We start from the raw sequence: 14,498 nt of genomic DNA on the forward strand, positions 1-14,498 counted from the left end.
ACTGAACCCGAAGCTTCACGCGACGGCACGGATCCTTGACTGTCATCTGCACCAACATCGCCTGGGAGGCCGGGCCATCTCATGGTGCCCTGGGTCACCCTCATTTTCCGGCTAGCCCTTGACCTTGCCCTTGATCTTCAGCTTTTGATCTTCAGCTCTTGACCTTGCCTGTGCTGTTGATCTTGCTCTTGATCTTGCCTGTGCCCTTGTTCTGACTTGCTGGAGTTGAAGAGGCCTGAGGTGGGGCGGGGTTGTGAACGCGCGAACCGGCAGCCGACAAACACACCCACCACCCCGAACCCCGAACCGGCACAACCATGACCGAAGGCCGTAAAAATCGCCTTTCAAACCACAGCCCAACCGCAACCCGGCCCACAAGCTCCAGCCCCCGAGCGACGGCGGCGCACCCCCTCGGCGCGCTACTCAATTCACCATGATGATTATGAGCATCTTGCGGCGCAATCCCAGCCACGTCAGGCAGATGGAGGTGCTAATGTTCATAATCAATTCGCCGAGCCCGGGAGAGAGCAGACGTGGTGTCCCAACGCAACCCCAAGGCCCCGGCCGACGGCTCCGCCGACCCGACGGGGCCCAGCCGCGCGGACTGGGAGAAGCCGGCGCCGGGCAACCGCTCCGAGCAGGCCGCCGAGCAGATCGCCGCGCTGGCCGCCGGCCGGGAGCCGGGAGGGCGGCTGGGTACCAAGGAGGAGTTGCGTACGCTGTGCGGCGTATCGGTGGGCACCTTCAACGAGACGTTGCGCCTGCTCCAGGCGCGGGGGGTGGTCACCGTTCGGCCGGGTCCCGGAGGCGGGCTGTTCGCCGCGACCCCTTCCCCGATGGTCCGGCTGGGCAACTCCGTGCTCGCCCTGGACTCGCAGCAGACTGATGTGGCCGACGCCGTCCGCGTGCGCGATGCCTTGGACCCGCTGCTGGTGCAAGACGCGCTGTGGCACGGCTCCCCCGCCGACTTCGCCGAGCTCAGGAAGCATCTGGCCGCCATGGCGCGGGCGGTCGACTCCGATGACCCGGTCGCCTTCGTCCACGCGAACTGGGGCCTGCACGCGCGGATCGCGGCGATCAGCCCCAACACCCTGCTTCGCTCGCTCTACGAGAGCCTGCTGGAGCTCATCGAATCGCACACGCTGTCGGTGCTGCCCTCGGGTGAGCGGCCGCTGGCCGAGTACATCCGGGAGCGCTATGAGCTGCACGCCGCGCTCGTCGACGCGCTCGACGCCCGGGACAAAGACGCGGCGCTGCGCCTGGTGGCAGCGCACAACACGGCCGCCGAGCGCAACGTCTGATGAAGACCGGTCAAGGGGGCCAACCGGCTCGGCGCGGATATCCCGGACGCCGACCCGACACGGCCACACGGGTCCTGGCCGCACGGGTCCTGGCCGCACGGGTCCTGGCCGCACGGGTCCTGGGCGCACTGTGCCTGCGGCTGGAGAAGGAAGAAGCAGCCGAGGACCCGAGCCGTCCGCTTGAGCCCCTGCGCAGAAGGGTCCAGCGCAGGGGTATCACCCCGCACTGGACCCGGCGCGTTCAGCTCTGCCGAACCGGCCTCCCGGATGGGATCAAGACCGCGAAGCTAGGCGATGTGCGGATTGCCGTTCGAGGCGCCGAGCCCGCCGTCGACGCGGATGTGGGCCCCGTTCACGAAGCTCGCCGCCGAACTGGCGAGGAACGTGATGACCGAGGCCGTCTCGGCGGGCTCTCCGAAGCGCCGCATGGGGACGCGGTTGAGCACGGCGGCGACGATCTCGTCGCTGTGCAGGAAGCCCGCGACCATGTCGGTGGAGATCATGCTGGGATGGACGGCGTTGACCCGCACGCCTTCCGCGCCGTGGTCGAGGGCCATGGCGTTGGTCAGGTTGGTCACCGCGCCCTTGGCCGCGTCGTAGGCCGCCAGGCCCCAATCGCCGCCGAGGCCGGAGGCCGAACCGACGTTGACGATGCTGCCGCCGACGGCGCGCAGGTGCGGAAGCGCGGCCTTGGAGGCGAAGAAGACCCCGTCGACATCGGTGGCCATGACGTGTCGCCAGCCCGCCGCGTCGAGGTCGGCTATCGTGCCCAGCGGCTCGCAGGTCGCGGCGTTGTTGACCAGCGTGTCCAACCGCCCGTGCTCCTGGGCCACGGCGTCGACCAGCCCGGTGATCTCCTCCTGCGCCGAGACGTCGCCGACTCGGGCGATCACCGTCGAGCCCCGCGGCGCCTCGGACACCACCTTGTCCAGCTTCGCCCGGGTCCGGCCGATGATCACCACCGTGGCGCCCGCCGCGGCGAAGCGGTGAGCGGTGGCCGCGCCTATGCCCGATCCGCCGCCGGTGACGATGACGACCTTGCCCGTGAATTCATTCTCAGTCATCGGGAAACCCTCAACTCCTCGCATATCAAGAGACGTCGCCGACCGCGCCGCCTCAGCTGCCGTCCCTGAGTGTCGCGACGCCGCCGAGAATTCCCTGGTAGAGGGTTCCGTCCGGGCCGAGCGTCGCTGCCTTGTAGTCATCGTTGTAGCTGCCGCCGCCACCTGCTCTGACCCGCCAGACCACCGCGCCGGTGCAGTAGTCCAGAGCGGTGAAGTACCAGACGTAGGTCCCGTCGGCGGCCAATGACGGGTCCTGGGTGTAGCCGTACAGCAGGCCGGTCGCCGTCGACAGCACCGGAACCGACTTGACCCGCACAGGTGCGGTCCACTGCTTCGGGCAGGTTCCTCCCGCGCCCGGCACAGCGAGCTTCTCGACTCCGGGCGCCATCTGATCCATGTTGTTGAACGCCCCGTTGACGTCCGACGGGGCGGCTTGGAACTGCGGCGCGTCGAAGTCGTTCTGGACGATCACGCTGTACCGGCCGCCCTGGTCTTCGCCGACCAGACCGACGTCGTTGGCGCTGGCCCCGGCGGAGAACAACGGAGTGCCGCAGACAAGCTGCGATTCTCCGTTCCCGGCCGCGCCCTGGCGGTAGACCAGCAGATTGATTTGGTTGTCCGCGTTGTCGGTGATCGCCACATAGCTGTCACCGAGCAGGGTCGGCGTCGCTCCGGAGCCGCGGGCGAATCCGCCCGGCTTGACCCCGTCGCCGGCCTGGTAGTCCTGGTTCCACACCGTCGTCACGGCGGTCCCGCCGCCCGGAGCGAACGCGTACATCGTGCCGGTCGCGTTCGCGGTGTCGCCCGCGACCGGCCCGGTCACGACGTAGGCGGTCGTCCCGCTGACGGCGATGCCGTTCTCCTCCGCCTGGTTCGGCAGGTCGACAGTGTGGGGCGCACCGCTGGGCGGAAGGTAGCCGACGATGGTCGAGGTGCCGGCGTTCTGCCCGATGCCGATGATGCCCCCGGTGGTGAACCAGATGTTCCCCGCGGCGTCGAACGCGGCGTTGAGCAGACTCTGCCCCGGGCCCAACACCCCGTCGGCGACGAGGTCGACGTCCCGAACCAGATCGAACGTCGTTCCGCCACTGCCGTCCCGGCGCTGGATGAGGTAGATGTGGCCCTGCCGGGAACTGACCAACACCTGGTCGCCGGCGTTCTGGTACAGGTAGCCGAAATTGAGCGTCTGACCGGCCGGGGCGTCCCATTCGGCGGTCACCGCCAGCGTGGTCGGATCGACGGCGGCCACGGCGTTCACGGGTGTTCCGGAGGCCGTGTTCACGTAGCCGGCGGTCAGCCGGCCGGCGGAGTCCCACAACAGCGGCGAGAGGGGCACCGCGGCGCTGCCCGTCACCGGACGGGTACCGGTGGGTCCGGCGTAGCGGCTGGTGTTGGTGTTGCCGCCGTCGCCGTGCATGCCGGAGACCTGGGGGTAGAACGGGCTGTTCGCCGGCAGCGGGTGCGGCTCGGCCGGGCCGCCGACGAAGGGTGGTCCGGCACTGGGGTCCTGGGAGCTCGCCACCGGCGGCGGCGTCGACCCCGCGGCGCCGGCGGCGGAACCGGGGAGAACGACGGCCAGCGTCAGCACTGTCCCGGCTGAGATGGCGCTCAGGGCACGGCGGTACACGGTACCTCCAGGAGTCGTCGGATCAGGGCTTTGTCCCTGTGTCAGAAGCCTAGGAAGACAGGGCCGGCGCGGGCTTGAACCACAGCGCCAACGGAACAGAACATCGGCGCCACGCGCGACCGGTAGCCGGGCATATTCATCATGACTGGTTTTTCCCCGGAGCCGCGGCACCGGTCTTGACACTGCCGCCAGCGGCGCGCAATATCGATGTAATCATCATGACGAATTACGCCGGGCGCGGCAGGGCGCCGGAGTCGTCGGCGAGTGGGAGATATGTCGTGCGTATCGCTAGTGTTTCCGGCCGCCTGGCGCTCATCGTGGACGGCCGGGCCGTCGACGTCGAGCAGGCCAGTGCGGGCGGCTTCTCCGCCGACCCGCAGGCGGTCTACGAGCGCTGGGACGGGTTCCGGGCCTGGGCCGCGGCCGCAGACCTGCCCGAGGGGGCGGCGTTCGACCCGGCCGAGCTGGGCTCACCGGCCCCGGCGCCGCGGCAGAGTCTGGCGATCGGACTGAACTACCGCGACCACGCCGCGGAGTCCGGGTTCACCGCGCCCGAGGGCCTGCCTCCGGTCTTCACCAAGTTCGTCACCAGCATCAGCGGGCCGGTCACGCAGGTGAAGCTTCCCGCCGGCGGCCATACCGACTGGGAGGTCGAGCTGGTCGCGGTCATCGGCCGCCGGGCCGAGGGCGTCGCCGAGAAGGATGCCTGGAGCCACGTCGCCGGTCTGGCGGTGGGCCAGGACATCTCCGAGCGGGTCTCGCAGCTCGCGGGCCCGGTGCCCCAGTTCAGCCTGGGCAAGTCCTTCCCCGGGTTCGCCCCCATCGGGCCGTGGCTGGTCACCCCCGACGAGTTCGACGATCCCGACGACCTGGAACTGCGCTGCGCGATCAACGGTGAGCAGGTTCAGAAGGGCCGCACCCGCGACCTGATCTACTCCGTGCCCGCGCTGATCGCCGGACTGTCGGCGGTACTGCCGTTGCTGCCCGGCGACGTCATCTTCACCGGTACCCCGGCCGGCGTGGGGCTGGGCCGCGATCCGCAGCGTTGGCTGGCCGCCGGCGACGAGCTCGTCAGCACCATCGAAGGCATCGGCGAACTGCGCCAGACCTTCGTGGCCTGACCCGGTTCGACGGACAAGGGAGTCCCCATGGCACTACACGGTCTGACCTCCATCACGATGGGGGTCCCCAACGTCGCGGAGACCGCCGCCTACTACACCGACTTCGGTCTCACCCCGGACAGCGGAGGCTGGTTCACCAGCCGGGACGCCGGACGTCAACTGCGGATCGTGCACACTGCGACCCGCCGCCTGGTGGAGGTCCGCGTCGGCGTCGACACCCCTGACGACCTGGCCGCGGCCGCCTCGCGTCTGAAACGGCTCGGCGTCCAGGGCGTCATCGACGCCTTGACGCTGACCGCGTACGACAAGACCACCGCCGTGCGCGCGGTCCTGGAAGTCGCTCCCCGCCTGGTCCAGAACCCGGTCGCGGCCACCGAATACAACGGCCCCGGACGCGCCCAGCGGACCGGCGCCCGCGCGCCCGGTGTTCTGCGCACCGGCCGGGTACGGCCCCGCAAGCTGGGCCACGCGGTCCTCGGCACCACCGACTTCGAGGCCACGACCGCGTTCTTCCGCGACGGGCTCGGGTTCAAGGCCTCGGACTACATCAAGGACCACGGGGCGTTCCTGCGCTGCTCCACAGACCACCACAACATCCTGGTCCTGGCCGCCCCGGTCGCGTTCCTGCACCACACCTCCTGGCAGGTCGAGGACGTGGACGAGGTCGGCCGGGGCGCCGCGGCCATGCTGGAGGGCAACCCCGAGCGGCACATCTGGGGCCTGGGACGGCACCACGCCGGCTCCAATTTCTTCTGGTACCTCAAGGACCCGGCCGGCAACTTCAGCGAGTACTACTCCGACCTGGACTGCATCGTCGACGACCAGTTGTGGACACCGGAGGTCCTGGAGGGAGCCAAGGGCCTGTTCAGCTGGGGCCCGCCGCCCCCGCCGTCCTTTCTCGCCCCCGAGGATCTCGCCGCCCTGATGACCGGATCACACAGTGAGCCGAGGTAGAGCCGTGAGCAGCAGCCCTTCGAAGACCCATGACGTCGCGGTCGTCGGGTTCGGGCCGGTCGGCCAGCTGCTGGCCCTGCTCCTGGGCCGGGCCGGGCACGACGTCGTCGCCCTGGAACGCTGGCCCAGCCCCTACGACCGGCCGCGCGCGGTGCACTTCGACCACGAGATCGGCCGCGTCTTCCAGGCCGCGGGCGTCGCCGAGCAGGTTCGCGCGGTCACCGATCCGGTCCCCGACCACTATGAATGGCGCAACGCGGCCGGCGAGCCGCTGGTACGCATCGACTGGTCCGGCAACGGTCCCTCGGGCTGGCCGACCGCCAGCTTCTTCAGCCAGCCGGAGCTGGAGGCCGTGCTCGCCGAGGCGGCCGAGAGCCGGCCCACCGTCGCCGTGCGCCGTGGTCGCGAAGTGGTGGACCTGATACCCGGTGCGGACAGTGTCCTGCTGAAGACCACCGGATCGGACGGTCCCCAGACCGTGCGGGCCCGCTATGTCATCGGCGCCGACGGCGCCAACAGCTTCGTCCGCTCCCGCATGGCCACCACGGTCACCGACCTCGGCTTCTTCCACGACTGGCTGATCGTCGACACCCGGCCGCACGAGCAGGCCGAGTGGTCGCCGATGAACTGGCAGCTGTGCGATCCCCGGCGGCCCACCACGATCGTCTCCGGCGGTCCGGGCCGGCGCCGCTGGGAGTTCCTGCGACTGCCGCACGAGAGCATCGAGGAACTCAGCACCGCCGAGACGGCCTGGCGCCTGCTGGAGCCCTGGGGACGCACCCCGGAGAACACCGCCATCGAGCGGCACACGGTCTACACCTTCCAGGCCCGCTGGGTGGACAGGTGGCGCGAGGGCCGGCTGATCCTCGCCGGCGACGCCGCCCACCAGATGCCGCCGTTCGCCGGGCAGGGCATGTGCTCCGGGATGCGGGACGCGATCAACCTGGCCTGGAAGCTGGACCTCGTCCTCGACGGCCGGGCCGGACCCGATCTGCTGGACACCTACACCTCCGAGCGCAGCGAGCACGTCCAGCACGCCATCGGCATGTCCATGGCCCTGGGACAGGTCATCTGCGTCCTGGACCCCGAGGACGCCGCCGCCCGCGACCGGCGCATGATCGCCGCCGGCGCCGACCCGCGACTGGCCCTGCCGCCCACCCCGCCCCCGGTGCTGGGCGACGGCGTCCTGCAACGCGCGGCAGAGGGCACTCGCGCCCAAAACGTCGGCCACCTCACGCCGCAGTACGAGGTCACGTATGAAGGCCGTAAGGCGCTACTGGACGAATTCACCGGCGGCGGATTCACGATCCTCACCGACGGCACCGCCGCGCTGGACGCGCTGGACGCCACCGACCGAGACTTCCTCGCCGGCATCGGCGCCGTCGTCGTCCCGCTGCACGACGGCACCTCCCAGGCTGAGGGCTACCTGGACGGATCCGACGGATACCTGCCCCACATGCGTGAGCACGGCCACGTAGCCGCGCTCATCCGGCCGGACTTCTATCTCTTCGGTGCCGCGACCGACGGGCCGGGCCTGAAGGAACTGATCGGCCAGTTGCGAGAGCAACTGCGCCAACCGGCCGTCGCCAAGGGCCGCGCCCCGACCCCCGAGCCGCGCTCAGCCATCGCCGGGTAGCCGGGCCCCGAACAACGACGCCGTTCGGCACGCCGTGCGCAGCGCAGTACAGCTTGCAGGCTTCTTAGAAGGACATCCATGGACAAGACATCACCCACCGCGGCCGACGCCGTGGCCGACATCGAAGACGGCGCTTCCGTGGCAGTCGGCGGCTTCGGCCTGTGCGGCATCCCGAGCACTCTCATCTCCGCCCTTCACCGGCAGGGTGCGGGTTCGCTGCGCGCTCGGCACCGGCTCCTACCCGGCAGAGGACGCCGTGGACCCCGGCCTGATCAACGCCGGCAAGGAAACCGTCACCGTCGTGCCCGGCGCCGCGTTCTTCGACTCCGCGCTGTCGTTCGGCATGATCCGCGGCGGCCACATCGGCACCGCGATCCTCGGCGCGATGCAGGTCTCCGCCCGCGGCGACCTCGCCAACTGGATGATCCCCGGCAAGATGGTCAAGGGCATGGGCGGCGCGATGGACCTGGTCCACGGCGCACGCCGGGTCATCGTCCTGATGGAACACCGCGCCAGGGACGGCAGCCCCAAGATCGTCCAGGAGTGCGACCTTCCGCTGACCGGGCGGGCCTGCGTCCACCGGATCATCACCGACCTCGGCGTCCTGGACGTCACCGACCGCGGTCTGGTCCTGGCCGAGACGGCGCCCGGGGCCACGACGGAGCAGATCGTCGCGGCCACGGGGGCGGCGCTGCACGTCAGATGAGGTGGGTGACGGTGCCCCGGATGCCGAGCAGCGATTTGCCGTAGAGATCCGTGCTGACCTCCGGGTTGATGATCGCGTGCCGACTGCCGGTCTCGCTGTCGCGCCAGATCCGCTGCAGCGGGTTGGCCTCGGCGAAGCTGCCCGCCCCGTGGACGGAGACCAGGATGCGGATGGCCTCGCGGGCGTTGACGGTGGCGACCCCGGTGTCCATCCGCATCCTGGCGCGGGCGTCGTAGTCGGGGTAGCCGCCGTTCGCGGCGGCCTCGTCAATCTCGGCGGCGGCCCGGTAGGCGTGCAGCTGTGCCGAGTCGATCAGCGACGCGGCTTGCGCGATGGCGAGCTGCGAGGTGGGGGCGACGGCCTGGCTGTCGTAGAAGGTGTAGGTCATGGTCCGGCGCGGGGCCTTCGCCACGACCAGATCGAGGGCGGCCTGCGCCAGCCCGAGCTGCGGTCCGGCCAGTACCAGCGCCGACACCGGGACGAAGGCCGAGCGGTAGACGGCCTCCTCGGTGTGCGGGGTGGGGTACCGGCCCTCCACGGCCTCCGGCGACGACAGGTAGCGGTGGCCGGGGACGAAGACCCCCTCGGCCACCAGCGTGTTGGACGCGGTGCCACGCATGCCGGTCACGAACCAGGTGTCCTCGACGGTCAGCTCCGCCATCGGAATCAGGACCATGCCCGGCTCGGCATCCGCGCCGCTGCCGCGCAGCACGCCGACGATCGCCCACCGGGCATGGGCCGAGCCGGACGCCGGGCTCCACCGGCCGGTGACGACGAAACCGCCGTCGGCCTGGACGGCGGTCCCCGTCGGCGCGAGGACGCCCGCGACCCGGGTGGTCGGATCCTCGGCCCAGACGTCGTTCTGAGCCTGGCCCGGGAACAACCCGACGTACCACGAGCAGACATTGAGCAGGGTCGCCGACCACGCCGTCGACCCACAGGCGCGCGCGATCTCGCGGGACACCTCCAGGCAGGTCCGCATGTCGGTCTGCAGTCCGCCGTAACGTGCCGGCTGGAGGACGGACAACAACCCGGCACCGGCGAGGGCCTCGATGTTCTCCTCCACCACCCGCCGTTCGCGGTCGGTGCGCTCGGCGTTGTCGGCTATCCGCGGAAGCAGCTTCGCGGCGCGCGCCACCAGATCGGCGCGCTGTTCCCGGTCGGCGGCGGTGGCTCCGGGGCGGTCAAGGGCGATCGTCATCGAGCTGGCTCCTTCTCGGGTCGGTGCCACGCCGCGGACGGGTGCCTTGGCAAGTGCCTTGGCGGCAACGCGTTACGGCCGTGTGCCCTTCATGGAACAGCCTCGGCCGCCGGGCCCGCTTGATCTGCGGATCCAACATCGAGCGGGATGATTGGACGCGTGGTTCAGGCCGTGTGGTTCAGGCCGTGGGGCGGGCCGGGGAGAGAACCGCGGCGCCGAGCTCTTCGGCCAGAAGCAGCGCGGCGTACAGGGGGAACCGCCGATCGCCGATGTCGTGGCCGAGGATCTCCTGCGCCCGTTTGACGCGGTAGGCCACCGTGCCCCGTGCGACGTGCAGCTGCTCGGCGACCCGCACGAGGCTCCGCACTCACCCCGGCTCCCTCCTCCGGAGGGACTTCAGGCGCGGACTGCCGCCTGGGCACCGTCCCCCACCCCCAGACGCGCCCGGAGCCGATGGGCACCACCAGCGTCGTCCTCGCGCCGCACCCCGTCAGCAGGCTCGTCGCCGCCGACTGGAGCGGGGCGTCCTCGGCCGGGGTGTCGGCCCACACGATCACGCCGACATGGGTGCGTTCGAGGTCGTAGCCCAGGGTGCGGGTGGCGGCGCCGACATCGACCACGGTGTCGGCCAGCAGGGCCCGCACGGTCTCCACTCGCGCCGCGACCTTGCTGCTGACCCAGCGGTCGCGTTCGGTCAGGTACTTCTGAGTCATCGCGTCGGTGAACGCGTCGACGAGACCGAACAGCTCGTCGTTGACGGCTTCCATCTCCTGGGTGAGCCGTGCCGGCTCGACCAGCCGTTCACAGGCGCGCAGGAACGCCCGCGCCAGGTCCGCGTGCCCGACCCGAATCGCCCGCAGTACCCGGTCCAGCGGGATGGAGCGGGTCACGAAGTCCCGGATTCCGTCCAACGACTCGTCGGCGACCGTGGGGTGCCGCGCCGACGGCTCGGCCAGCCGCAGCAGCGAATGCAGCGTGACGGCCTCGCTGCCGCGGCGCAGCACCTCGATCGAAGCGCCGCCGCCGTCGAGCGGGGGCACCTCCCGCACGATGCGCGCAGCCGCGGCCCGGCCCTGCTCGACGGCCCAACACACCGGATCCAGCCCGACCCTGGCCACCGCGCCCGCCACAGTGGCCGGCGAACAGGACGACAGCTCCAGGCCGCACGGACCCGCCGGGGCCAGCCCGGCGAGCCATTCCCGTCCGGCGTCCACAGCTGGTCACCGTCCCGTCGTCGGGCGGGCAGCGGCTTCGGCGTCGGCCTCGACCTCGCTGATCGTGGGAGCGCTCACGCGGTCAACTCTATGCTCTGACCATGTCACTCTGACCAGGTCGACCGGTCAGGGTCGGATACCGTCCACCTCGATCCACAAGTGGCGGGGGCCGCGCAGCGCCGCCGTCGGCCGATAGGGCGGCGGGTCCATCGTGAGGCGGGGGTTGATGAGGCGCCGGACCAGCTCGGGAAGAACGATCTGCGCCTCCATGCGCGCCAGGGGCGCGCCGATGCAGTAGTGGATCCCGCCGCCGAAACCGAAGTGTTCATTGGGGATCCGGTCCGGGACGAAGCTGTCGGGATCGGTGAAATGCCCGGGGTCGCGGCTGCCCGCTGCCAGCAGCAGGACCACGACGGACCCGCGCGGGATCGTGGTACCCGCGATCTCGATGTCTGCCAGAGCGGCGCGGTAGCGGAACTGGACCGACGGCTCGTAGCGCACCAGTTCCTCGACCATCGGCACCACCAACTCCGGCTCGCGGCGGAAGCGCTCCAGGATGTCCGGGTGGCGCAGCAGGGTGAGCATGCCGTTGGTGATGAGGTTGACGGTGGTCTCGTGCCCCGCGATGAGCAGCAGGCGCACCGTGATCAGCAGCTCCTGGCCGCGGAGCGGCTCGCCGCGGTCGCCACCGGTCAGCAGCCCGGACACCAGGTCGTCTCCCCGGTGCTCGGCACGGTCCGCGACCAGGTTCTCAAGGTAGTGGTGCAGCTCGGTGAACGCGTGATCGATGGCGGCCTGTTCTTCCCGCGACATGGTCGGATCGAGATCGAGGGTCCGCGCCAGAGTGTCCGCCCAGCCGTGGAACCGGGCCTCGTCCTGCGGGGGGATGCCGAGCAGCGCGCAGATCACGCTGACCGGGAGCGGGTAGGCGATCTCCTCGACCAGATCCAGGCTCGTGCCGGACCCGACGGCGTCCAGCAGTCCGTCAATCAGGTTGTGGACCTCCTGGCGCAACGATTCGACCACTTCCGGCGTGAACCTGCCCATGACCGCCGCGCGGAGCCGGTCGTGGTTCGGCGGATCCTGCATGATCAGCGACTGGCCGCCGGCCGACTGGCCGGCATTGGTCATATCCGAGCTGATGCGCGGGTCGTGGAGCAGAGCGGCGATCTCGTCGAAGCCGCTGACCACCCAGGTTCCGTCGGACTGGCGGGACACCGGTTCCGAACGCAGGGCGGCGTAGAGCGGGTAGGGGTTCGCGCGGCTGGCGGGGTCGAGGACGCGGGCGAACAACTCGGCCCGCGGAGTCGACACGTCGGAGACGGAAACGGGCCGGGAGGCGACCCCAGTGCTTTTCGACATGATGAACCCTCCGATTGTCTGGTCGGTGGAGCTTGGTGTGAGGCGCGGACGGCTTATCCGGCCGCGGGCACGGCGAGATCGAGGACGTGTACGGGGTCAGGGGCGTCGGCCGCGTTCAGATCGGGCGGGAAGCTCATCCGCCTGCTGATCATCTCGGCGTAGGCGTCGAGCGCCCGGGGGGTGTTGACCGCCAGCGCGCCGATCACCCGGCCGCCGCGACCGTAGGCGGCGACGAAGGCAGCCCGCTCCACCGAGCCTTGGAGGACCGCGACCTGGTCCGCACGCCCGGGCACTCCGACCACCTTGATGTTCAGGCCGAACTGGTTGGACCAGAACGTCGGGAGCGCGGTGTGTTCGCGGACCGGCCCGTGCAGGATGGTCGTGGCTGCGACGCGCGCCTGCCGGACGGCGTTGTCCCAGTGCTCGACGGCGAGCAGGCCCTCGTAGAGCGGGTGCGGCCAGCAGGCGACGTCGCCCGCGGCGAGGATGTCGTCGCAGGGCCGGCCGTCGGCGTCGACGGCGCGGCAGTAGGGATCGCACCGGACGCCCCGGGAGTCGACGGTGAGCCCGGAGCCGGCGAGCCATTCGACATTGCGGACCGCGCCGAGTGCGACCACGGCGACGTCCACGTCGAGCACGGCGCCGTCGGAGAGCCGGGCGCGCCGCAGCCGGCCGTCGGCGTCACCTTCGAGTTCGACCACTGACGTGTCGGTGCGCAGGTCCACGCCGTGACGGCGCTGAAGCCGGCCGGCCGCGGTCCCGGCCCACGCGCCCAAGGCACCGGCCAGCGGCGCCGCCGAGCGCTCTACGACGGTGACGTCCAGACCCAGTTCGCGGCACACCGACGCCACTTCCGAACCCACGAACCCGGCGCCGATCACCAGCACGCGGCCGGGACGCGCGGCCAGCCGCGCCTGAAGTTCGACGGCGTCTTCGCGGGTACGGATGCTCAGGACGCCGGTGAGAGCGGCCTCGTCGGGGTCCGGCCAGCGCCGGGCCCTCGTCCCGGTGGCGATCAGCAGCTTGTCGAAGCCGAGCGTCGTGCCGTCCTCGAGGGTCACGGTCCGGGCATCGCGGTCGAGGGCGACCGCCGCGTTGCCCAGGCGCCAGTGCGCGTCGAGGTCCTGTCGTTGGGGCAGACCGGTGCTGTCGGCGGACATGCGGCCGGCGAGCACTCGCTTGGACAGAGGCGGCCGGTCGTAGGGCGGATGGGGCTCCGCGCCGACGAGCGTGATGTGCCCCGTGAACCCGCCGTCGCGGAGCGCGTCGGCCGCGTGCAGGCCGGTCAGCGACGCGCCGACGATCACCACGCGCTCGCTGCGGCTGCTCGGGTATCCGCTCACCGGAGTACCCCCACGGAATCGGCTGCCGGGCGCGTCGCCGGGGGCTGCCGGAGGTCCTGGCCGGGGCCCGCGGCCGGCCCGATGGTGATGGCTTGGACCGGACACGCGGCGCGGGCCCGCAGCGCGTGCAGCCGCCACTCGTCCGACGGGGCGCTGTCGTACTCCAGGACCTCCTGACCGCTGATCTCGAAGATTTCCGGGGCGGCGAACACGCATTGCCCGTAGCTCTGGCAGCGCGCCAGATCGACCATGACTCGCATCGCTGGGTACTCCTTCCGATCGAGTACTACAATTTGGATAGTACTACCGATGCGGTAGCACTGTAAGGGGAATGCGATGAGTAGGCTTGCCGCCGTGCCGACCAGCGACCGAGACAGCGACCGAAGCAGCGATCGAAGCAGCGACAGCGACGGACCCGCATCGAAAGGGCCGGAGCTGCCGATGGGGCAGGAGCTGTTCGCCCTGCTCGGAGAGCGCTGGAACTACGCGATCCTGCGCCAGGTCTTCTTCGGCGTGGAGCGCTTCGGGACGCTGCAACGCGCCCTCGACATCGCCCCCCGGACGCTGACCGCCCGCCTGGCGACCCTGGTCGACCTCGGCCTGCTCGAACGCCACCAGTACCGCGCGGACAAGGAATGGTTCGACTACCGGCTCACGGCAGCCGCCCGGGAACTGGTCCCGGCCTGGATCACGATGTCCCAGTGGGCCACCGAGCACTTGGACCACGAGCGGACCACTCAGCGCAGGCTGCGGCACAAGCTCTGCGGCCAGATCGCCGTACCCGTGCTGACCTGCAGCAACTGCGGCCAGGTACTGAACGGCCGCGACCTCGAACCCGTCGAGCTGGCCTCGGACGACAAGGATCTCTGACCTCCGGCCAACCCGTCGTCCCGGTCACCGGGGTCCATCGTTGGCTTCGTGGCGCACAGCGGTGACCCTGACCACTCAGGGCTCTGTCTCACGGCGCCC

The 14,498-nt window shown here is 70.6% G+C and carries 13 protein-coding genes and 1 pseudogene; 7 read left to right on the top strand and 7 right to left on the bottom strand.

All coding sequences use genetic code 11. The features are described 5' to 3' along the window. The first annotated feature begins 536 nt into the window (after positions 1 to 536). Positions 537 to 1,301 (top strand): FadR/GntR family transcriptional regulator, encoded by a 765-nt coding sequence (locus KGQ19_RS13740; RefSeq protein WP_212009505.1) that lies wholly within the window; start codon positions 537 to 539, stop codon positions 1,299 to 1,301. A gap of 287 nt (positions 1,302 to 1,588) precedes the next feature. Here the strand turns inward: KGQ19_RS13740 and budC are convergent, their stop codons facing one another. Both budC and KGQ19_RS13750 read right to left on the bottom strand, forming a co-directional pair. Next, positions 1,589 to 2,365, bottom strand: a complete 777-nt coding sequence (budC, locus tag KGQ19_RS13745) for a meso-2,3-butanediol dehydrogenase (RefSeq protein WP_212009506.1) — start codon at positions 2,363 to 2,365, stop codon at positions 1,589 to 1,591. Between the two features lie 52 nt (positions 2,366 to 2,417). Then, positions 2,418 to 3,992, bottom strand: coding sequence for an SMP-30/gluconolactonase/LRE family protein (locus KGQ19_RS13750; protein WP_212009507.1), 1,575 nt, complete (start codon positions 3,990 to 3,992; stop codon positions 2,418 to 2,420). A 278-nt stretch (positions 3,993 to 4,270) separates the two neighbouring features. Here KGQ19_RS13750 and KGQ19_RS13755 point away from each other — a divergent pair, with 278 nt between their 5' ends. From KGQ19_RS13755 to KGQ19_RS13775, 5 genes and pseudogenes are all read left to right on the top strand, one after another. Beyond that, the gene (locus KGQ19_RS13755) at positions 4,271 to 5,113 is read left to right on the top strand and encodes a fumarylacetoacetate hydrolase family protein (RefSeq protein WP_212009508.1); all 843 of its coding nucleotides are present in this window, start codon (positions 4,271 to 4,273) and stop codon (positions 5,111 to 5,113) included. Positions 5,114 to 5,140: 27 nt separating this feature from the next. Next, a complete protein-coding gene (locus KGQ19_RS13760; RefSeq protein WP_212009509.1) occupies positions 5,141 to 6,067 on the top strand; it encodes a VOC family protein in 927 nt (308 codons plus the stop codon). Positions 6,068 to 6,071: 4 nt separating this feature from the next. Continuing rightward, positions 6,072 to 7,703 carry a bifunctional 3-(3-hydroxy-phenyl)propionate/3-hydroxycinnamic acid hydroxylase MhpA gene (gene mhpA, locus KGQ19_RS13765; protein ID WP_212009510.1) on the top strand — a complete coding sequence of 544 codons (1,632 nt, stop codon included), beginning with the start codon at positions 6,072 to 6,074 and terminating at the stop codon, positions 7,701 to 7,703. A gap of 78 nt (positions 7,704 to 7,781) precedes the next feature. Continuing rightward, positions 7,782 to 7,925: pseudogene (locus KGQ19_RS52730) on the top strand (CoA-transferase); the annotation flags it as partial. Beyond that, entirely contained in the window at positions 7,909 to 8,409 is a 501-nt protein-coding gene (locus KGQ19_RS13775; protein ID WP_212009511.1) for a CoA-transferase, read from the top strand. The pseudogene KGQ19_RS52730 and the gene KGQ19_RS13775, both read left to right, overlap by 17 nt. Here KGQ19_RS13775 and KGQ19_RS13780 read toward each other — a convergent pair. The 5 genes from KGQ19_RS13780 to KGQ19_RS13805 form a co-directional block, all read right to left on the bottom strand. Beyond that, a complete protein-coding gene (locus KGQ19_RS13780; protein ID WP_212009512.1) occupies positions 8,402 to 9,610 on the bottom strand; it encodes an acyl-CoA dehydrogenase family protein in 1,209 nt (402 codons plus the stop codon). The genes KGQ19_RS13775 and KGQ19_RS13780 overlap by 8 nt on opposite strands. 164 nt (positions 9,611 to 9,774) lie before the next feature. Next, complete coding sequence (locus tag KGQ19_RS53410; RefSeq protein ID WP_230418613.1) at positions 9,775 to 10,824, bottom strand: RsbRD N-terminal domain-containing protein; 1,050 nt, start codon at positions 10,822 to 10,824, stop codon at positions 9,775 to 9,777. Between the two features lie 126 nt (positions 10,825 to 10,950). Beyond that, complete coding sequence (locus KGQ19_RS13795) at positions 10,951 to 12,186, bottom strand: cytochrome P450 (RefSeq protein ID WP_212009515.1); 1,236 nt, start codon at positions 12,184 to 12,186, stop codon at positions 10,951 to 10,953. Positions 12,187 to 12,239: 53 nt separating this feature from the next. Then, positions 12,240 to 13,529, bottom strand: coding sequence for an NAD(P)/FAD-dependent oxidoreductase (locus KGQ19_RS13800; protein WP_212009516.1), 1,290 nt, complete (start codon positions 13,527 to 13,529; stop codon positions 12,240 to 12,242). Beyond that, positions 13,526 to 13,789, bottom strand: a complete 264-nt coding sequence (locus tag KGQ19_RS13805) for a ferredoxin (RefSeq protein ID WP_212009517.1) — start codon at positions 13,787 to 13,789, stop codon at positions 13,526 to 13,528. Before KGQ19_RS13805 ends, KGQ19_RS13800 begins: the two co-directional genes overlap by 4 nt. 181 nt (positions 13,790 to 13,970) lie before the next feature. On the opposite strand from KGQ19_RS13805, the gene KGQ19_RS13810 reads away from it, so the two are divergent. Beyond that, entirely contained in the window at positions 13,971 to 14,399 is a 429-nt protein-coding gene (locus KGQ19_RS13810; RefSeq protein WP_212009518.1) for a winged helix-turn-helix transcriptional regulator, read from the top strand. Positions 14,400 to 14,498: the final 99 nt, after the last annotated feature.

Origin of the sequence: Catenulispora pinistramenti (assembly GCF_018274385.1) — a bacterium.
GTDB lineage: Bacteria > Actinomycetota > Actinomycetes > Streptomycetales > Catenulisporaceae > Catenulispora > Catenulispora pinistramenti.